General features: G+C 73.0%; 14 protein-coding genes. 8 read left to right on the top strand and 6 right to left on the bottom strand.

Annotated features, from left to right (window positions below):
- Positions 1 to 214: 214 nt before the first annotated feature.
- Complete coding sequence (locus ACIBCA_RS35060) at positions 215 to 1,921, top strand: hypothetical protein (protein ID WP_396287159.1); 1,707 nt, start codon at positions 215 to 217, stop codon at positions 1,919 to 1,921.
- A 213-nt stretch (positions 1,922 to 2,134) separates the two neighbouring features.
- On the top strand, positions 2,135 to 4,078 hold the full coding sequence (locus ACIBCA_RS35055) for an alkaline phosphatase (RefSeq protein WP_396287158.1): 1,944 nt from the start codon (positions 2,135 to 2,137) through the stop codon (positions 4,076 to 4,078).
- A gap of 73 nt (positions 4,079 to 4,151) precedes the next feature.
- Here the strand turns inward: ACIBCA_RS35055 and ACIBCA_RS35050 are convergent, their stop codons facing one another.
- Complete coding sequence (locus ACIBCA_RS35050; protein WP_396287157.1) at positions 4,152 to 5,648, bottom strand: N-6 DNA methylase; 1,497 nt, start codon at positions 5,646 to 5,648, stop codon at positions 4,152 to 4,154.
- Between the two features lie 128 nt (positions 5,649 to 5,776).
- Between ACIBCA_RS35050 and ACIBCA_RS35045 the strand changes: the two genes are divergently transcribed.
- Genes ACIBCA_RS35045 through ACIBCA_RS35030 form a run of 4 tightly spaced genes read left to right on the top strand, consistent with a single transcriptional unit; the run spans position 5,777 to position 12,575 of the window.
- Complete coding sequence (locus ACIBCA_RS35045; RefSeq protein WP_396287156.1) at positions 5,777 to 6,091, top strand: trypco2 family protein; 315 nt, start codon at positions 5,777 to 5,779, stop codon at positions 6,089 to 6,091.
- A 1-nt stretch (position 6,092) separates the two neighbouring features.
- Complete coding sequence (locus ACIBCA_RS35040) at positions 6,093 to 8,249, top strand: trypsin-like peptidase domain-containing protein (protein ID WP_396287155.1); 2,157 nt, start codon at positions 6,093 to 6,095, stop codon at positions 8,247 to 8,249.
- A complete protein-coding gene (locus ACIBCA_RS35035; RefSeq protein ID WP_396287154.1) occupies positions 8,246 to 9,220 on the top strand; it encodes an AAA family ATPase in 975 nt (324 codons plus the stop codon). Before ACIBCA_RS35040 ends, ACIBCA_RS35035 begins: the two co-directional genes overlap by 4 nt.
- Positions 9,221 to 9,224: 4 nt before the next feature.
- Positions 9,225 to 12,575: an SAV_2336 N-terminal domain-related protein gene (locus ACIBCA_RS35030; RefSeq protein WP_396287153.1), complete on the top strand. Its 3,351-nt coding sequence runs from the start codon at positions 9,225 to 9,227 to the stop codon at positions 12,573 to 12,575.
- Positions 12,576 to 12,591: 16 nt separating this feature from the next.
- On the opposite strand, the gene ACIBCA_RS35025 is transcribed toward ACIBCA_RS35030, so the two are convergent.
- Entirely contained in the window at positions 12,592 to 13,551 is a 960-nt protein-coding gene (locus ACIBCA_RS35025; protein ID WP_396287152.1) for a pirin family protein, read from the bottom strand.
- A gap of 69 nt (positions 13,552 to 13,620) precedes the next feature.
- Entirely contained in the window at positions 13,621 to 14,304 is a 684-nt protein-coding gene (gene rpe / locus ACIBCA_RS35020) for a ribulose-phosphate 3-epimerase (RefSeq protein WP_396287151.1), read from the bottom strand.
- Positions 14,305 to 14,619: 315 nt separating this feature from the next.
- On the opposite strand from rpe, the gene ACIBCA_RS35015 reads away from it, so the two are divergent.
- A complete protein-coding gene (locus tag ACIBCA_RS35015) occupies positions 14,620 to 15,471 on the top strand; it encodes a hypothetical protein (RefSeq protein ID WP_396287150.1) in 852 nt (283 codons plus the stop codon).
- A 67-nt stretch (positions 15,472 to 15,538) separates the two neighbouring features.
- Here ACIBCA_RS35015 and ACIBCA_RS35010 read toward each other — a convergent pair whose 3' ends face one another.
- On the bottom strand, positions 15,539 to 16,075 hold the full coding sequence (locus ACIBCA_RS35010; RefSeq protein WP_396287149.1) for a MarR family winged helix-turn-helix transcriptional regulator: 537 nt from the start codon (positions 16,073 to 16,075) through the stop codon (positions 15,539 to 15,541).
- A 101-nt stretch (positions 16,076 to 16,176) separates the two neighbouring features.
- Between ACIBCA_RS35010 and ACIBCA_RS35005 the strand changes: the two genes are divergently transcribed.
- Positions 16,177 to 17,490, top strand: a complete 1,314-nt coding sequence (locus tag ACIBCA_RS35005; RefSeq protein WP_396287148.1) for an MFS transporter — start codon at positions 16,177 to 16,179, stop codon at positions 17,488 to 17,490.
- Here the strand turns inward: ACIBCA_RS35005 and ACIBCA_RS35000 are convergent.
- Both ACIBCA_RS35000 and ACIBCA_RS34995 read right to left on the bottom strand, forming a co-directional pair.
- A complete protein-coding gene (locus ACIBCA_RS35000) occupies positions 17,487 to 18,134 on the bottom strand; it encodes a C39 family peptidase (RefSeq protein WP_396287147.1) in 648 nt (215 codons plus the stop codon). The genes ACIBCA_RS35005 and ACIBCA_RS35000 overlap by 4 nt on opposite strands.
- A gap of 132 nt (positions 18,135 to 18,266) precedes the next feature.
- Positions 18,267 to 18,830 carry a DUF4188 domain-containing protein gene (locus tag ACIBCA_RS34995; protein WP_396287146.1) on the bottom strand — a complete coding sequence of 188 codons (564 nt, stop codon included), beginning with the start codon at positions 18,828 to 18,830 and terminating at the stop codon, positions 18,267 to 18,269.
- Between the last annotated feature and the right edge of the window lie 12 nt (positions 18,831 to 18,842).

The following is an 18,842-nucleotide window of genomic DNA, read 5'->3' as shown; positions in this document are numbered from 1 at the left end:
GCCCAGCATGCTTTTGCTGCACAGGGGGCGACAAGAGTGCCTTTTCGGCCCTCCTGACACGTCATCAAGACGCCTTTGTTTCAAGCCCGAAGACGCCTGGTAGCTTCCCTGCGCGCCCGGACGGACGCGGAACGGACGCCTCCGTCCGACCGCCCCGGCGGCGCGCGGCCACCCCACGCCCGAGGAGACGCGGAGCACCGTGATGCCTGGAACCATGCCTGGAACCAGCTCGACCCGCCACCGGATGAGCGGTTCGGTGATGACCCACCCCAAGCGGCTCGACGCGGCCCGCCGGATCGCCGCCGACGCCCCGCCCGGCGCCCTGTCCGTGGTCGTCGACCCGGACCCGACCGGCAGGCCCTCCGTGCTGCGCACCGCCCTGGCCGCCTGGTCGGCGATCGAGGAGGGGGCCACCCACCACCTCGTCGTCCAGGACGACATGATCCTCTCCGACGGCTTCTTCGAGCGCGCCCACCGGGCCGTCGAGGCGATGCCCGACGCCGCCCTCGCCCTCTTCGCCCTCTGGGACTCCCGCAACGGCGCGGCCGCCCGCTTCGCCGCCCTCTCCGGCGCCCGCTGGGTCGGCGCCGTCGGCGAGTACTTCCCGTGCGTGGCCATCATCCTGCCGCGCGCCGTCGCCGCCGGGTACGTCGAGTACGCGAGCCGCCACCTCTTCGCCTGGCCCGACGACATCCTGATGGACCGCTACCTGCGCGCCGCCGGCGTCCCCCGCTTCGTCGCCGTGCCCAACCTCGCCGAGCACGACGACCGGGGCAGCATCTCCGGCAACGCCTTCCGCGGCCCGCGCCGCTCCGTCTGCTTCCTCCCCACCGACCAACCAGGCCATGAGGAACGGCATCTGACGGATCTTCACACCATCCCCTACTTCAAGTACGGCATCGCCCGCTGCGACGTCCGCCAACCCGGCCCCGGCCGCCCCCGCTGGCTGCACATCGACTGCGAGCAGTACCTCGAAGGCCGGGGCATCCCCGTCGCCCCCCTCCGCTCCCGCCTCCCCCGCTCCACCGGCGCCGTCGACCCGCAGACCGCCTGGGGCACCTGGCTGACGGCCTACACCACGGGCCTCGTCCACCACGACCTGCCCGTCCTCGGCGAGCCCGACCCCGCCGTCCTGGACGAGTGCCTCGCCACCCTCGGCATCGGCGGCATCGCCCAGAACGGCACCGCCGAGGAGATCGCCGCCCTGCGCGACGACCTCACCGCACTCACCCGCCAGGGCCTCCTCGCCGGCCGGGCGGACGCCCCCGGCCCCTCCCGCCGCCACCACCGCCACACCCCCACTCCCACTCCCACTCCCACCGTCGCCGTCCTCGGCGCCGACACCCCCCTCGGCGAACACCTCGCCCGGGGCCTCGCCGACCACGGCCACCACCTCGTCGAGGCCACCGCCTCGCCGGACGCCGCCGTCGAACTCCCCACCGCCGAAGGCCCCCTGATCATCCACCGGCCCTCCGCCGAGCCCCTCACCCTCCACCTCGGAGACCTCTACGGCCCGGGCACCTCCCGCCACACCCCCATCGGCCGCATGGTCTGGAGCGCCCTGCGCAGCCACCCCATCACCCTCGACGGCGACCCCGACACCCCCCTCCACCCGCTCCACGTCAAGGACCTGCTCTCCGCCCTCTCCCTCCTCCTCCGGACCCCGCCCGCCACCACCACCCTCACCCTCACCACCGAGAAGCCCCTCACCGCCCGCGACCTCGCCGAAACCGTCCACCGCGTCGTCCGCCCCGTCCCCATCTCCCCCGCCCCCACCAACCACCCCGCACCCCCCTCCCCCACCGCACCACCCGCACCCACCCCCACCGGCTGGCACCCCACCGTCGACCTCGACTTCGGCCTCCACTCCTTCGCCCAGTGGCTCGCCTACGAGGCCATCCACCTCCCCGACGCCGACTGACCCCCGAACGCCCAATGCCCCGCCCCCGACCGCCCGACCGCACCCAACTGGCGCCGCCCACCCGCTTGTTCGCCGAGCGCATCCTCGCCTGTCGCACGCACTTCACCCGAAGGCCCGTCGGCACACGGCATATTGCGGGCTGTTCATCCGGGGCGGTGCCGACGGGCATCGGGCCGCCCGGGACTCGTGCAGGCGGCTGAGGGGCAGACGGAGATGAAGGACCAGGGCACGGAGCACGGGCTGTCGCGGCGGTCGCTGTTCCGGGCGGGCGGGGGCGGCCTGGCGGCGGTGGCCGTCGTGGGGCTGGGCGAGACCGGCGCCTCCGCCCAGCCGGGCACGGCCGGTGCTGCGGAGAAGGCGGCGCCGCTCGGGCCGCTGAAGGCCGCGGGGCCGCACGCCGCCGTCGAGCGCACGCCGGGCTTCGGGGTGCGCGGCGCGACCGGCGGGCCGGTGCGCATCCTCCCGATCGACAACGCCAAGTTCCTCGCGGGCTCGCTGTTCGACCTGCGCGTCGAGGCGTCCCAGGTGGACCCGGCCACGGCGAAGATCCAGATATCGGTGGAGGGCGAGCACGGCCCCGAGGCGATCCTCCACAACGACCCGGTGCGCACCAGCTCCGCCAAGGACAGCCTGGAGGTCACCTACCGGCAGGTGACGTACCCCAACCCGGGCTCGTACACCGTCCGGGTCAAGGTCACCTCCGGCGGCAAGGTCTCCACCGCCGAGGTGGAGCACGAGGTCGTCTCCGCCCGCCACCACGGCCGCAAGGCCGACAACGTCATCTTCTTCCTCGGCGACGGCATGGGCGGCGCCGCGATCACCGGCGCCCGGCTGCTCTCCAAGGGCATGACCCAGGGCAAGTACCGTGGCCTGCTGGAGATGGACCGGATGGACGCCCGCGGCATCGTGGGCACCTCCGGCGCCGACTCGATCGCCACCGACTCCGCCAACTCCATGTCCGCCTACATGACCGGCCACAAGACCTCGGTCAACGCGATGGGCGTCTACGAGTCCAACGAGCCCGACCCCAACAAGCACCCGCGCGTCGAGACGATGGCCGAACTCCTCAAGCGGGCCGCCGGCATGGCGATCGGCGTGGTCACCACCGCCGAGATCCAGGACGCCACCCCGGCCGCCGTCTGGGCGCACACCCGCCGCCGCTCCGAGTACCTGGAGATCATGGACCAGGTGCTGGACCCGGCCCGCACCCCGGACGTCCTGATGGGCGGCGGCCTCGCCTCCCTGCTGCCGAAGTCCCAGAAGGGCTCCAAGCGCAAGGACGAGCGCGACCTCGTCAACGAGTTCCGCCAGAAGGGCTTCACCGTCGCCACCAACGCCAAGGAACTGGCCTCGGCCACGGCCGGCAAGGCGCCGGAGAAGCTGCTCGGCCAGTTCCACACCGGCAACCTCAACGTCTACCTGGACCGCCAGCAGATCAGGAAGCCCGAGGTGCTGGGCGACTGGCAGGACCAGCCCACCCTGCCCGCCATGACCGCCGCGGCCCTGAAGGTGCTGGAGAACAAGCCCAACGGCTTCTTCCTGATGGTCGAGGGCGCCTCCATCGACAAGCAGGAGCACCCGCTGGACGGCCCCCGCGCCCTCTACGACACCATCGAGTTCGACCAGGCCATCGGCGTCGCGAAGCGCTGGGCCGAGGGCCGCGGCGACACCCTGATCGTCGTCACCGCCGACCACAACCACTCGATGAGCATCGTCGGCACCCACGACCGCCGCAAGAACCAGGGCCGCCCCGCCAACGGCATCTACGGCGACGCCGGCTTCCCGACCTACACCGACGGGAACGGCGACGGCTTCCCCGACGACCCGAACCCCGAGGTCGGCCTCTTCTTCGGCTGGTCCAACCACCCCGACCACACCGACGGCTTCACCCACAACCCCGTCCCCGTCCAGCCCTCCCTGATCGACACCGCCTCCGGCAACGCCGTCCCCAACCCCCAGCACCAGCCCGGCGCCGAACTCCAGCAGGGCAACCTGCCGCCCCACGAGACCAACTGCGTCCACACCGTCGACGACGTCTCGATCGTCGCCTCCGGCCCCGGCTCCGACAACTTCAACGGCTTCCTCGACAACACCGAGGTCCACTTCGCCGTCCTCGAAGCCCTCGGCCTCGAAGTCCCCTCCAACGACGGCGAATAACGAGACGACCTTCCCCAGACGATCCGCCCGCCGGCTCACCACCCCGGCGGGCGGATCACCGTCTGCGGGGTGATCAGTCGAACAGGCCGTAGAGGTCCTTCGTGAGCCCGGCCGTCCGGGCGGCGGAGGCCGCAGGGCCGTTGCGTACGGGCGCTGCCGTGGCCGCGCCGCTTCCCACGTACGGGGCGGGCGCCAGCGTGTACTTGTGGGCGCGGACGGCGGCCAGCTCGGCCGAGAAGCAGAAGCCCGGCTGATCCCGGTAGACGTCGCCTCGACGGCGGGCGGAGGGCGTTCCCCGCCAGGACTGGTACGTGCCGGCGATCGTGGCGATGTCCGCGCCTCTGAGCGTGCGGAGGGAGCGAAGGGAGCGGTCGATCGGCACGGCCATGTCCCGCGCGTCCATGAAGAGGATCTGGTTCCTGCGGTTGCTCCGTCCCGTCGCCTCGTACGGTGTCTTGTCCTTCGCCAGCACCCAGAGGCAGGTGGGAATCGAGGTCGACGGGAACAGGTTCGCGGGAAGCGCCACGATGGCGGCGACCAGGTCTGCCTCGATCAGCGCTCGCCGGATCCGGTCCTGTCCACCGGCTCGGGTGTCCACGGAGCTGTCCGTCAGAAGAACTCCGGCCGTGCCGTGTTCACCCAGCTTCGAAACCACGTGCTGGAGCCAGGCGTAGTTGGCGTTCCGTACGGGTGGGACGCCGAATTGCCAGCGCCCGTCACCTGGATCCAGGTCTCCAACTCGCAGGTTGAAGGGCGGGTGGGTCATGATGAAGTCGGCTTTTAGGTCGGGATGCTGGTCAGCCGTCAACGTGTCTGCCGGGCGGGCGCCGAGATCGCCCTCGACACCGTGGATGGCGAGATTCATGGTGGCGATGTTCCAGAACTGCCCGTTCACGTCCTGGCCGAAGAGATCGAGATGGGTGCCAGGCCCTGCGCCTCGGTGGCTCGCCGCGTACTCGGATGCCTGGAGCAGCATGCCTCCGGTACCACACGCCGGATCGTACACCCGGCCGCCCAACGGCTCCAGGAGTTCCGTCACCAACTCGACGACCCACGGTGGGGTGCTGAACTCGCTACCTGACGTGCCTTCCAGATCTGCGAACCCTGCGAGGGCTGCCTCGAACACCATGGGAAGCGACGGGCGCGCGACAATGCCGTCGATGAGGCTGACGAGTTCAGCCAAGCGTTGCTCGTGGATTCCCTGCGGGTCGAAGTCCGCCCGAAGAACGTCCGCCAAGGAGGGGTGCAGGTACCTCACGGCGTCGGCCGCGTCCTTGAGACGAAGACTCAGACGACGCTCGGCCGAAGGATCAATAAACGACGGCCAACGCGAGACGGGCGGAAGCCAGAACCGACCGGGGTCGGTGTCCTCCGTCCCCTGACGCACCAGCTCTTCACGGCGTCCCTCGAACTCGACGTTCAAGTGCTTCAGGAAGATCAGGCCGAGGACCAACTCCTTGTACCGGCTGACGTCCATGACGCCTCGGAAATCGTCCGCCGCCAGCCAGAGAAACTCCGAGAGCTCCAACTGCCGCGACGAACCGTCGGAGTCCCCCTGACGCGGTGGCATGCCTGCTGGTCTCCTCGATCCGTCGACGGGCACTGCCGACCACCGTAGACCTGACTTGACGCCGCGTTCGCGCCAGGCTGTACCGTGACCGGGTACTACCGGCAGTGCGGGGCGCAGGGGGCGGGAAGATGTCGAGCATCGGGCTGGCGGCGGCCATCGAGGAACTGAGGCAGGAGCTCTACCAGGCCCAGGGCCAGGGCGCGGGCGAGCAGTTCGCGTTCACCGTCGAGGAGGCCCAGCTCGAACTGCACCTGGAGCTGCGCAACAGCGGCAAGGGCGACGGCAAGCTGAACTTCGGCGTGGTCTCCGTCGGCGCGGGAGGCGAGCACGCCACCGTCCGGACGCACAAGCTCACGCTGAAGCTGTCGATCCGTGACCGCGCCACCGGCGGGGCCGCGCCGGAGATCAGCGACGACGAGGCCAGGTCCTGGAGCGAGTTCTGAGATGGATCCGCGCAGACTGGCGCTGATCTGCGGTGGGACCTCGGAGGACGTGCGCAGCGTCGGGTCGGGCTACCTGATCGGGCCCCGGCTGGTGCTGACCGCTCGCCATGTGGTGACGCAGAAGGGCCTCGATGCGCCCTGGCCGGCGATCGAGGCACAGGTGGGGCACCCCGGTGAGGTGGTCGTGCGGACCGTCGGGGTCGGCAAGGTCTGGCCGCACCCCTCCGGTCTGGACGTGGCGCTGCTGCTCCTCGACGACGACGTGGCCGTACCGGAGCCGGTGAGATGGGGCCGGCCCACGGGCAGGGGCGTCCTGCAGTACGAGGCCCTCGGCTTCCCGAGGGCCAGCGTGCACCGGGAGAAGCACGAGGTCGAGCACCTCCGGGGGGACCTGCCCCTGTTGTCCTCCGGGACCAGCCGCCACTACGTGCTCGACCAGCGGATCGCGCCCGATCCGCAGCCCGACGGCAGGAAGGCGTGGGCGGGGGCGTCCGGGGCCGCGGTCTTCTGCGAAAGCCGCCTCGTCGGTGTGGTCGTCCAGTACGACCAGGCCCACGGCAACCGCCGGCTGCGTGCCTGCCCGGCGCACGACTTCGCCCGGAACGACGTCTTCGAGAAGGTCCTCGCACGGTACGGCGACGGCACCCCCGACCTCGGCGAGATCAGGGCGTCCCTGCCGGGCGAGCGACCGCCCACCGAACGGAGCTCCTTCGACCTGGAGCTGGAGCAGTCGCTGTGGCAGTGGCTCGGCAGCGACGACCGCTCCGCCTCGCACGCGCGGCCGCTCGCCGAGCGGTTGGGCTACTCGGTGCCCACGGACTACAAGCCCACCACCCGCAACCTGGTCGACCTGGTGGCGACGGACCCGCGCGCGCTGCCCTCCCTCAGCGGCACGCTCGCGGGGGCCCTCACCGCCCCGGACAGTCGTGACCAACTGACCGCGCTGCTGACCAGAGCCCGGGCCACGGGCACGAGCCTCCTGCTCTCGCTGGATGAGCACGAACGGCTCCTGAGCCTCCTGCGCGACACCTGCGGGGGCGACCCCGCGCTGCTCCCCCGTTCGGCGCGTGAGGCGTTGCGGTACGCCGTGCTGCCGGAGCCGGTCTCCCGCCCCGGGTTCTCGGCCGAGGATCTCGAAGCCGCCGTCGAGGCGCTGGAGGAGCTCTCCGACGGCGAACCCGTACCGTCGGGAACGCCGACGGTTCCGGCCCTGCTGCGGGTGATCGAGTACCTGGCGGCGGCGGTCGGGGAGGAGCGCGGCGAGGAGCTCCGCAGATGGTCCAACGGGGTCGCCGGCCGGACGGGCATCCACCAGACGGCGCTGCACGAACGGCGGGAGGACGCCCAGCGGTGGGGGGCCCAGAAGGCGGCGCCCATGTCGCGGGTGGTCCTGGAGCTGACCACCGATCGCGCGGCCGGGGAGGAGCGGTACTTCTGCCGGACGTTCCTCGCCCGCCAGGACGGTACGCACTCCCCGCTCCACGAGTCGATGACCGTGTCCAGGACGCCGGAGGAGGTCGCCCGGTACCTGTGCGAGGTGGTCGAGTCCGTCGCGGGCGAGTGGGACCGCGACGTGCCCTGGGTGAAGGTCCTGGTGGACGAGAAGGGGCTTCACCTCGCCGTCGACGAGTGGAACCCGGGCGCCTCGAACCCCTATGTCCCCGGGCTCCCGATCGGGGCCGAGTTCCGTCTGACGCTGAGCTGTCCGCAGATGAGCGCCACGGTCAGATCCCGCGATGACGACCAGAGGCGCCGGTGGAAGGAGGGTTCGGCGGAGTCGCTGGTCACGGACGGGACCAAGCTCGTCCAGGCCCTGAAGTCGACGAGCCACCGGAACACCAACCGCGTCGTCCTGCACGCGCCCAGGGGCGCACAGCAGGAGCGCCTGCTCGCCATCTGCCTCGCCCTGGGTGTCCCCGTCGTCCTGTGGGACCGGGAGGGCGGCGGCTTCGAGGGTGCGTCGATCCGGCGGCGGCTCGACCCCGCCGGACAGCTGTCCTCGCTTCCCGAGCGCGTACGCGACTTCCGCAACGAGGTGTTCGACGATCCCCCGGCCCACTCCGCCCGGCCGTCCCTGGTCTGGGAGGACGGGAACGAGGGCCTGGAGCCCGCGTCGCTGAAACTGATGGACCCCCGGAAGGATGCCGATCTCCCATGACCACCGCAGGCAGCGACCCCCAGCGCCCCGACGAGACCTGGAGGCTGTTCCGCGGCGACGGCGCCGAGCGCGTGGTGGACTTCCCCCCGGCCCCGCCGTGGCGCCGGTTCTCCTCCGAGGGGACGGACGGCACCACCGCCCCGCGCCCCTACCTGATCGGGGAGGAGGAGGCCGAGGTCGTCAACGCCGCCCTCCACCTGCGCCGCCCGCTCCTGGTGACCGGCCACCCCGGGACGGGCAAGTCCTCGCTGGCCTACGCCGTCGCGCACGAGCTGTCCCTCGGCCGCGTCCTGCACTGGCCCGTGAACTCCCGTTCCGTCCTCCAGGAGGCCCTCTACCAGTACGACGCCGTCGGCCGCCTGCGCGAGGTCGGCCTCCGCCGCGACACCGGCGAGCAGGAGCCCGGGATCGGCGAGTTCATCCGGCTGGGCCCCCTGGGCAACGCCCTGGCGCCCCGGGAGCGGCCGAGGGTCCTCCTGATCGACGAACTGGACAAGGGCGACGTCGACCTCCCCAACGACCTCCTCACGGTGTTCGAGGAAGGGGAGTTCACGATTCCCGAACTCGCCCGGCTGGCCGACACCCACGGCCCGGTCCCGATCCGGACGGACGAGCCCGACGAGCCGATGGCGGTCGAGCGCGGTCGCATCCGGTGCCGGGAGTTCCCCGTCGTCGTGATCACCAGCAACGGCGAACGCGACTTCCCCCCGGCCTTCCTGAGGCGCTGCGTCCGGCTGGACCTGTCCGAACCGGACGAGCGGCGGCTCCGGGAGATCGTCGCCGCCCACCTCGGCCCGGGCGCGCTGGTCGAGGTCGAGGACCTGCTCGACCGGTTCCTCAGCCGCCGGGCCCTCGGCGAGCTCGCGACCGACCAGCTCCTGAACGCGGTCTTCCTGCGGAAGAACGGTGTGAACCTCGACGCGGACCACCTGCTGGAGGCCGTCCTGCACCGGCTCGGCGGAGCGGTCTGACGACATGCTCGGAAAGCTGACGGAGGTCCTGGCCGGGAGCGGGGTGGAGCTCTCCGAGGAGGAGCTCCTCGACGCGCTGTGGCTGGCCCGCACGCTCCCGCAGGGCACCGGGCCACTGGCCCGGAAGGGCGTTCACGTCGAGGCCCGGCGGCCGTCCGACCGAGGTCCCGAGCGCTCCGCAGCCCCGTCGACCGGGCAGGACACCGCAGGCTCCGCCGATCGACCGGATCCGGAGACGTCGGATCGGGGCCCCGTCGAACGGCCGCTGCAAGCGGCTCCCCGGACCGGGGACGACCGGGAGCAGCACGCCCACCACTCCAGCGCCCACGGCGTCCGGGTACCGGACACCCCTCAGGCCGCCGCACGGGCACTGCGGCTGGGAAGGGCACTGCGCCCCCTCCGGCAGCGCTTCCCCGACAACCGCCGTCCGGAGCTCGACCTCGCGCGGACGGTGGAGGCGATGGCCGACTCCGGGCTGCCGGAGATCGCCCTGCGCCCGTCCCGGACCAGATGGCTGTCGCTGGCCCTCGTCGTCGACGACGGCCTCTCGATGGTCCTCTGGCAGCGTCTCGCCTCCGACGTGCGCAGGCTGATGGAGCGCGCCGGCGCCTTCCGCGACGTCCGGATCCACGGCCTCGACACCCGCAGCGCCGAGGCCCCCCGGCTCAGCGCCCGCCCGTACCCGAGCGAGGGGCCGTTCCGGCCGACCACGAGCCTGTACGACCCGAGCGGCGACACCCTCGTCCTGGTCGTCAGCGACGGCGTCGGGGACGCCTGGCGGGACGGCCGGATGCACCGTGCGATCGACCGCTGGGCGCGTCGCGGCCCGACGGCGATCATTCACGCCCTGCCCACCCGGCTCTGGGCGAACTCCGGTGTCTCAGCGCGGAGTTGGCAGGTCACCACCCGCCGTCGCGGCGGGCCGGCCACCGAGTGGCGGGTGGCCGACCCGGTGCTGCCCCCGGATCTGGTCACATTCGACGCCGTACCGGTTCCGGTGCTCGAACCCTCACCCGGCGCCCTCGCGGAATGGGCACGGCTGATCGCCTCGCCGGGCGCGACGACGACGCTCCCCCTCTGGAACGGCGGCCCCGAGCCCATCGGCCGGGCCTTCGCCGGCCCCGGGCGGGAGGACGAGGCGGAGGCCGTGCTCCGGTTCCGCTCCGCCGCGTCCCCGGAGGCGTACCGGCTGGCGGCGCACCTGGCGGCGGTGGCCCCCGTCCCGGTGCCCGTGATGCGCCTGTTCCGCACCGCCCTGGGCGCACCCACGGACAGCGGCCACCTCGCGGAGGTCTTCCTCGGCGGACTGATGCACCAGGTCCGGCCGGAGGCCGACCAGCTGCCCCACCACCGGCTCTACGACTTCCCCCCGGAAACCCGCCGCATCCTGCTGAGCGCACTCGCCCCGAAGGAACTCCTCCGCACCACCAGGGCCGTCACCGACCTGCTGGAGGCCGGCATCGGCCGCTCCCCCGACTTCGCGGCCTGGGTGGGCCACCCCGACGGAACGGCGCTGATCGGGGACGACGGCCGTCCCTTCGGCTCGCTCACGGACCGGCTGCTGACCCGCCTGGGGGTGTCGCCGGCGGGCCCGTCCGCCGCCGGGCCGGGGACGGCCGCGCCGTCCGACGTTCACGGTGTGCAGGCTCCACCGATTCCGACGGGCTGGTCGCCCCTGTCCCCCGCCGACCCCAGGACCCTCGGGCCGTTTCGGCTGTACGCCCGGTACGACCAGGGGTGGGCCGAACTCGCCATGTACCTGGGGCTCGACGAGCACGGCGAAACGGTGTCGCTGCGGGCGCCGGCGCCCCTGGGGGACCTCGACCTGGAGCAATCGCGGGATCTGATCCGGACGGAGACCGAATGCCTCCAGCGTATGGGCGGTGTCTTCGCCCCGAAGCTGCGCGGCGCGGACCCCGGCTACGGGCAGGAGCCCCCGTGGGTGGCGTCGGCCTGCCGCTGGCGAAGCGGTGTCCCCCGCCCGGAGCTCGCGCCCAACGTCCAGGCCCTCCTCGAGGAGACCGAGGAGCCGATCGATGTCACCCTGTTCCACTGGATCGGATACAACCTCGCCTGCGCGATCCGACGTGCTCACGGGCTGGGTCTGGTCCACGGGTCCCTGACGCCGAAGACCGTCCTGATCACCGATCATGACGTCCAGCTGGTCGGATGGATCACCGCGTCCCGGCACGGGGTCCACAGCCGCCACCGGGAGGATTTCCCCCGGGACTTCACCTTCCGCGCTCCGGAGGCCGGCCGGCCCGCGCTCTCGGCGTACGGAGGAGTCGAGGCCCCGACGGCCCCGGGAGACATGTTCTCGGTGGGCGCGGTGCTCATCGCCGCGGCCACGGGCCGGTGGAGCACCAGGCCGCAGACCGAGGTGCGGGCGAACCTCAGGGCCGCGGGCATCTCCGATGCGGTCGCCGATGCCCTCCGAGCCTGCCTGCACCCGGATCCGGAGGACCGGCCGACTGCCGCGGAACTGGTCGACGCCTTCCAACAGGCGCTGCTCACCGCCGGGGCGCCGGACCGGCTGGACCTCGCCCGAGCACAGGAGATGGTGAGCCGCTACCGACTGCTGACGGACCGGGAACCGGAGACCTTCGGCCCCGCGCTCGCCGAGACCGTGGCCCACCTCGGCAACCTCCTGGGCACCTCGGGCCGCCTGGAGGAGGCGTGCGCCGCCCTGGACGAGGCCGCGTGGCTGTACCAGGAGCTGCCGGACGAGTTCCGTCCCAACCTCGCCAGGGTCCTGAACAACCTCTCCGTCCGGCTGGGCGAGCTGAATCGGCTGGAAGAGGCCCTCACGGCGATCCAGGAAGCCGCAGACCTGCTCCTCGCACTGAACCAGGAGAGATCTCTCCCGCCCCTGACGGACGGCTTGGCGCTGACGCTGAACAACCTGTCCAACCGACTGGGCGCGGCAGGCCGGAACGAAGAGGCGCTCGCCGCCATCGTGCAGTCCGTCGGCCTGTACCGGTCGTCGGCCCAGCGCAACGCCCAGATCTTCCACCCCGGTCTGGCGCAGGCGCTGAACAACCTGTCCAACCGACTGGGCGAAGCGGGCCGGAACGAGGAGGCGCTCGCCGCCATCGACGAGGCCACGGTGCTCCACCGCGACCTGGACCATTCCGGCGCCAAGGGAGCCCGCTCCGCCCTCGCCTCCTGCCTGAGCAACCGCGCCGTCCGCCTGGCCGCCCTGGGCCGCCTGGAGGAGGCCCGCACCACCCTGACCGAGAGCACCAGGATCCGGGAGAGCCTGAGCGCCGCGAACCCCGAGGCGTACGAGGCGGATCTCGCCCAGTCCCAAGCGATCGCCACCTGGCTGTCGGACCTGAGCCGCGACAGCCCCTGACGGGCGGGCCGTGCCCTCAGCGCTCGCGCCCCCGCGCCTTCAGCGGGGTCGCCGGGAGGTCCGGGGCAGCCAGCCGTGGCCCGGCGTAGCCGTGGACGGTGCCGAAGCGGGTGCCGGTGGTCCAGTCGGTGCGGGCCCGGGTGATGTCCTCGCCGGTGCGGCCGATGAAGTTCCACCACATGACGATGCGCTCCTCGAAAGGCTCGCCGCCGAGGAGGAGGACGGAGCCGTCCGTGTGGGCGCGCAGGGGGAGGTCGGGGCGGCCGCAGCCGAGGTAGAGCATGGAGCCGGGTTCGACGGGAACGCCGTCGACGTCGATGCGGCCGGTCATGGCGAGGACGGCGTACTCGAAGCCGGGTTCGAGGGGCAGGCGCAGCTCCGTGCCCTCGGTGAGGGCGAGGTCGGCGCCGACGATCGGGGTGTGGGTGGTGCCGGGCGAGGTGGCGGTGTCGAGGGTGCCGAGGATGACGGTGGCGCGCAGGCCGGGGGCGGTGACGACGGGCAGGTCGGGGTGGTGCTCGAACATCGGGTCGGTGTGCCGGTGGGCGTCGGGCAGGGCGACCCACAGCTGCGCGCCGTGGAGGTAGCGGGCGTGGGTGTGCGGTGACTCCTCGGAGTGGGCGATGGCCCGTCCGGAGGTCATCAGCGCGAGTTCGTACGGCCGGACGGTCTGCAGGCTGCCGAGGCTGTCGCGGTGCAGCACCTCGCCCTGGTGCAGCCAGCTGACGGTCTGCAGGCCCATGTGCGGGTGGGGCGGGACCTGCATGCCGGGCTCGTCGGCGATGTCGTCGGGGCCGTAGTGGTCGACGAAGCACCAGGCCCCGACCATCCGGCGGCCGAGGTTGGGCAGCAGGCGGCGCACCACGGTGCTCTCGCCGAGCTGCACCTGCCGCCCGGTCAGCAGGTCCCGCACCGGGCCGGTGGCGGCCTCGCCGCCGCAGGTGGTCGGTGCGGGCTTGCGGTCGAGGTTGCTCATGAGGGGTTCCACCACCGTACGGACGTCGGGACGCGGCACTGGCCTGCGCACCGATCATCCGCCAAACCCTCAGTGCTCGCAGGCCCACCAGGCGTCGGCGGCGGCCTTGTCGGCGAGGTCGCGCAGTCGGCGCACGGCCTCGGCCGGGTCCTCGGCGCCGTACACGGCCGAGCCGGCCACGAACACGTCGGCGCCCGCCTCGGCGCAGCGCTCGATGGTGCTCGCGGAGACGCCGCCGTCGACCTGGAGCCACAGCTCCAGGTCGTGCTTGGCGATCAGCTCCCGGGTGCGGCGGATCTTGGGCAGCATGATGTCGAGGAACGCCTGGCCGCCGAAGCCGGGCTCGACGGTCATGATCAGCAGCATGTCCAGCTCGGGCAGCAGGTCCTCGTACGGCTCGATGGGCGTGCCGGGCTTGAGGGCCATGGAGGCGCGGGCGCCCTTGGCGCGGATCTCGCGGGCGAGGCGGACGGGCGCGGCGGCGGCCTCGACGTGGAAGGTGACGGAGCCGGCGCCGGCCTCGACGTACTGGGGGGCCCAGCGGTCCGGGTCCTCGATCATCAGGTGGCAGTCGAGGGGGGTGTCGGTGGCGCGGGCGAGGGACTCGACGACGGGGATACCGAGGGTGAGGTTCGGCACGAAGTGGTTGTCCATCACGTCCACGTGCAGCCAGTCGGAACCCCGGACGGCCTCGGCCTCCTCGGCGAGCCGGGCGAAGTCCGCGGACAGGATGCTGGGGTTGATCTGGGCCATGGCCGACCACCTTCGTGCTTCGATTCGTGCTTCGAACTGAGTGCGAGGGCTGGGCCCCCCGGGCGCGGGCGTCCCGGGTGCGGGCGCCTCGCTCCATCATCTCGTGCCGCCCGGGCGGCCGCGGACGGCTCCGGCACGCACGTGACGGTCATCACAGGCGGCGGGGGATTACCACGGGCGCCGCCGGGGTCATCAGCTCATGAGCGGTCCAAGCACCAACCGGTCGGCGCGCCCTCGCGCCGGCGCCCGAAGGGCCGTCCGTCCCCTGCCGAGCCGTGCCCCTCCGGCCGGCTCCTTTTCGAGGAAGGCTCCCCGATGGCCGATCTCGTCCACCCCGCCCGCGCGCTCTGGTGGCTCTTCGAGCCGGTGCACGCCGTCACCTACTTCCTCCCCGAGGGCAAGGCCGCCCTCGAGGACGCCGGGCTGAAGGGCGCGTGGCGCGGCTACTTCGCCGCCCGCTCGGCGCCGCTGGGCGCGGTGGACGCTCCGCCGGTGATCGCCGCCTTCTTCAACTTCGCCCCCTCGATGGTCGAGCGGGCGCTGCCGCAGGTGTGGACGTACGCGGGCCCGGAGGAGGCGCTGGCCGCCCGGCTCAAGGGCGCGTCGGCCTCGCTGGCGCGGCTGCTGGAGCACGTGGACCGGGAGCAGGTCGAGCTGGCCACGGACACCCTGGAGCAGGCCGCGGCCCGGCTGGACTGCGCCGGCCGGGTGCTGTCCGCCGCCAACGCGGCCCTGCCGCGCCCGACGGACCTGTACGAGCGGCTCTGGCAGGCCGCGACCGTGATGCGCGAGCACCGCGGCGACGGCCACGTGGCCGCGCTGGTGGCCGCCGGGCTGGACGGCTGCGAGGCGCTGGTGGTGCGCTGCGCGATGGACGTGCGGCGCGAGATGCTCCAGCCGCTGCGCGGGTGGACGGACGAGGAGTGGGAGGGGGCGGCCTCCCGCCTGGTGGAGCGCGGCTGGCTGACCGAGCAGGGCACGGTCACCGAGCTGGGCCGCATCCGCCACCAGGGCCTGGAGGCGGCCACCGACCTGGCGGCGGCCCGGGTGTGGGAGGACTACCCGCGCGCCGAACTCGACCGGCTGGTCGCGGCGTTGAAGCCGATATCGGCGCTGTGTCGCAGCCAGCTGCCGATCAACCCGGCGGGGCTGCCGGACAACACCTAAGCCTCCGCCGAGAGCCTCCCGCACGGCCGTCGGGCCGCACGGGAGGCTCTTCGGTGTCGCGGGCCCCTCAGCGCCGCAGGCCCTCGTCCGTCGCCTCCTGGACGAGGGTCACCTTCCGCAGCAGGTCCGAGAGGGTGCGCCGCTCCTGCGGGGTCAGCACCTCCAGCAGCCGGTGCTCCTCCCGGCCCACCACGTCCAGGGCCTCGTGCCAGGCGGAGCGGCCCGCCTCCGTCAGGGCGATGTCGACCTTGCGGCGGTCCTCGGTGGAGGGGGTGCGGGAGATGAACCCGCGCCGTTCCAGGGTCTCCAGGCGGCCGGTGACGGAGGCCGGGGCGAGGTTGAGGTCGGCGCGCAGGTCGGAGGGGGCGGCGTGGCCGCCGCGGCCGGCGAGGACGTGCAGGGTGTCGAACTCGTGCTTGTGCAGGCCGTAGTCGGCGACTCCCTGCTCACGCACGCGCCCGAGGTGCCAGGTGAGCCGCTGCATCCGGGTGACGGCGCCCTCGATGTCGGGGTCGAGCTCGGGCAGCACCGGCTGCCAGCGGTCGACGTGGCCGTCCGTCCAGTCGCGGGGGGAGGGCTGCTGTTCCTCGGGATGCTCGGCCATGACGGGAAGTCTACAAAGGGTGCTTCTGCCGGAGATCTCCTGGTTGTACGGCGCCAAAATATTCGTTGCCGAAATTTCGGTACCGAAATACATTACGACCCATGCCTCAAGACCCGCCGTCCCAAGACCCGCCGTCCCCGGACCCGCTCGCCCAGCACCCGCTCGCCCAGCACCCCCTGCGCCTGCACGACTTCCGCCTGCTCTTCCTCGGCCGCACCGTCTCCTCCCTCGGCGACGCCGTCGTCCCCGCCGCCCTCGCCATCGCCATCACCCGCGCCACCGGCTCCGCCTCCGCCCTCGCCCTGGTGCTCGGCTGCGCGATGGTCCCCCGGCTGATCCTGCTGCCCTTCGGCGGCGTGGTCGGCGACCGCTTCGACCCCCGCCTGGTCGCCCTCGCCACCGACCTCGTCCGCGCCCTCGCCCAGCTCTTCGTCGGCGTCCAACTCCTGGGCGGCACACCGAGTCTGGCCCAGATCGCCGGCGCCGAGGTGGTCGGCGGCATCGCCTCCGCCTTCGCCATTCCCACCTCCTCCTCCCTGGTGCGCGGCACGACCCCGGAGGAGCACCGGCTGCGCGCCAACGCCCTGCTCGGCTCCGCCAACAGCGCCGCCCGCCTCGGCGGCCCGGCCCTCGCCGGCGTCCTGGTGTACACCGCCGGGCCCGGCTGGGCGTTCGTCCTCGACGGCCTCTCCTTCGTCCTGAGCGCCGCCCTGCTCACCCGGATCACCGTCACCCGCACCGCTCCGAACCGCGCGACCGCCGGGCGGAGCTCCCTGCGCCGGGACCTCGCCGAGGGCTGGAGCGAGGTGCGCTCCCGCGACTGGTACTGGACCAGCCTCATCGGCCACGGCGTCTGGAACGGCGCCAACGCCGTCGCCCTGACCCTCGGCCCGCTGATCGCCACCACCCGCCTCGGCGGCGACGGCGCCTGGGTGGCCGTCAGCCAGGCGTCGGCGGTGGGCCTGCTGGCCGGCTCGCTGATCGCCGGACGGGTACGGCCCCGCAACCCGGTCCTGGCGGGCAACCTCGCCCTCGCCCTCTTCGGGCTGCCGCTGGCCGCCCTCGCCGTCCCGCTGCCCGCGCCCCTCACCGTGGCCGCGTACGCGGTGGCGATGGCCGGTCTCGGCTTCCTGAACCCGGTCTGGGAGACGGCCGTCCAGCAGGAGTTCCCGGCCCACGTCCTGGCCCGGGTCACCTCCTACGACTGGCTGCTCTCCCTGGGCGCCGCGCCGCTCGGCTACGTCCTGGCGCCGCTGGCCGCCGACGCCTGGGGCAGCGGGACACCGCTGTTCGTCTCCTCGGCCCTGGTCGTGGCGGCCTGCGCGGGCACGGCGGCGGTGCCGGGAGTACGGCGCTTCGGCACGCGGGCCGCGGCGCAGCCCGCCGACGAGACTCCCGCCCGGGTCACCGCTTAGGCACCCATCCCCGCCGGCGGCCCGAGAACGATGCCCCGCCCGGAGTAGAAGCCGTCGAAGGAGCGCCACGGCACACGCGCGAAGGACTGCGACTCGCCCGGGAAGCCGGACGGGTTGTGGATCACCACCGCCGTGTCCGTGGCGCCCACCGCCAGCACCAGGTGCCCGCCCCGCCGGACCGGCTCGGGCCCGTACGGCTCCCGGATCGACGGGTGCACCGACACCATCACCAGATGCCCGTCGACCACCTCCCCGGCAATCTCCTCGGGCGTCAACTCCCGTGCCTGCGCGGCCAGTCCCCACCGCTCGCGGGCGTACTCGGCGAAGGGCGTGTGCACCAGCCCGCGCAGGCTCTCCCCGTCGCGGACGTACGCGCCGGCGGCCAGGCACTCCCCGGCCAGCCCGATCGCGGCCGGGGCGACGCCCCACCAGTGGTCCAGGGCCATCCGCAGGCAGGCCACCCCGCACAGCCGCCAGGACCACCAGCCGTACTCCTCCGGGGTGGCCGCGCCGGACTGGCCCCAGCGCGGGTCCGCGGCCGCCTCCAGCCGCCCGTCGACGATCTCGCGCACCAGCTCCGCCGACTCCCACTGCGCGTGGTACGGCACCTCGTGCACCACCGGTGCCACAGCACTCTCCGCCATCCCATGACGCTCTCACGCCGGGCGACGGCCGGGCCCGCGACACTCCACGGGCCCGATCACGCACGGGGCCCCGCGCGGGCGGGGCCCTGCGCGGGCGGGGCCCTGCGCGGGCGGGGCACTGGCGGGCGAGACTCAGACCCCCGCCTCGCCCGCCCCCACCTCGGCTTCTCCGGAGGACCGGAACGCCAGCCGCTGCGCCGCGTGCCGCCCGCGCTCCTCCACCGGCAGCACCCCGGTGGCCCCGGCCAGCCCGAAGGCGGGCATGTCGAAGTAGATCGACTCGTACCCGCCCTCCGGCACGATGTACGTCTCGTGCCACAGCCCCACGTGCCCGCGCAGCTTCCCCTCCCGCACCTTGCGGTTGGCGATGCCCCAGGCCGTGTGGTGGAACCCGTCCGGCGCCGCGGAGTAGCGGTACAGCTTCTCCTTGGACTCCCAGTACTGGACGACGTAGTACGTGCGCGGCGAGGCCGTGAGCAGGACGCGCCCGCGCAGGCCGCGTTCGGGGCTGCGGCGCAGCTCGTGCAGCATCCGGAACATCGCGTACATCACCGGGCCCCAGTGGTGCACGGCCCAGAAGCGGTTGATCCGCATGCCGATGAGCAGGACCACGGTGTCGCCGGTGGCGGCGGCGGTGGTGAAGCCGGGCTGCGGCTTGGCGAACAGCGAGCGGACGAACGCCGATCCGGTGGACATCGTGACCTCCCC

It is taken from the genome of Kitasatospora sp. NPDC051170 (assembly GCF_044455705.1).
Lineage (GTDB): Bacteria > Actinomycetota > Actinomycetes > Streptomycetales > Streptomycetaceae > Kitasatospora.
This window is presented reverse-complemented; position numbering and strand designations above follow the sequence as displayed.

Coding starts and splice junctions, on each gene's coding strand:
- ACIBCA_RS35005 (WP_396287148.1), top strand. CDS start 16,177: ATGCCTCAAGACCCGCCGTCCCAAGACCCGCCGTCCCCGGACCCGCTC.
- ACIBCA_RS35050 (WP_396287157.1), bottom strand. CDS start 5,648: ATGCCACCGCGTCAGGGGGACTCCGACGGTTCGTCGCGGCAGTTGGAG.
- ACIBCA_RS35045 (WP_396287156.1), top strand. CDS start 5,777: ATGTCGAGCATCGGGCTGGCGGCGGCCATCGAGGAACTGAGGCAGGAG.
- rpe (WP_396287151.1), bottom strand. CDS start 14,304: ATGGCCCAGATCAACCCCAGCATCCTGTCCGCGGACTTCGCCCGGCTC.
- ACIBCA_RS35060 (WP_396287159.1), top strand. CDS start 215: ATGCCTGGAACCAGCTCGACCCGCCACCGGATGAGCGGTTCGGTGATG.
- ACIBCA_RS34995 (WP_396287146.1), bottom strand. CDS start 18,830: ATGTCCACCGGATCGGCGTTCGTCCGCTCGCTGTTCGCCAAGCCGCAG.
- ACIBCA_RS35040 (WP_396287155.1), top strand. CDS start 6,093: ATGGATCCGCGCAGACTGGCGCTGATCTGCGGTGGGACCTCGGAGGAC.
- ACIBCA_RS35030 (WP_396287153.1), top strand. CDS start 9,225: ATGCTCGGAAAGCTGACGGAGGTCCTGGCCGGGAGCGGGGTGGAGCTC.
- ACIBCA_RS35010 (WP_396287149.1), bottom strand. CDS start 16,075: ATGGCCGAGCATCCCGAGGAACAGCAGCCCTCCCCCCGCGACTGGACG.
- ACIBCA_RS35015 (WP_396287150.1), top strand. CDS start 14,620: ATGGCCGATCTCGTCCACCCCGCCCGCGCGCTCTGGTGGCTCTTCGAG.
- ACIBCA_RS35035 (WP_396287154.1), top strand. CDS start 8,246: ATGACCACCGCAGGCAGCGACCCCCAGCGCCCCGACGAGACCTGGAGG.
- ACIBCA_RS35055 (WP_396287158.1), top strand. CDS start 2,135: ATGAAGGACCAGGGCACGGAGCACGGGCTGTCGCGGCGGTCGCTGTTC.
- ACIBCA_RS35025 (WP_396287152.1), bottom strand. CDS start 13,551: ATGAGCAACCTCGACCGCAAGCCCGCACCGACCACCTGCGGCGGCGAG.
- ACIBCA_RS35000 (WP_396287147.1), bottom strand. CDS start 18,134: ATGGCGGAGAGTGCTGTGGCACCGGTGGTGCACGAGGTGCCGTACCAC.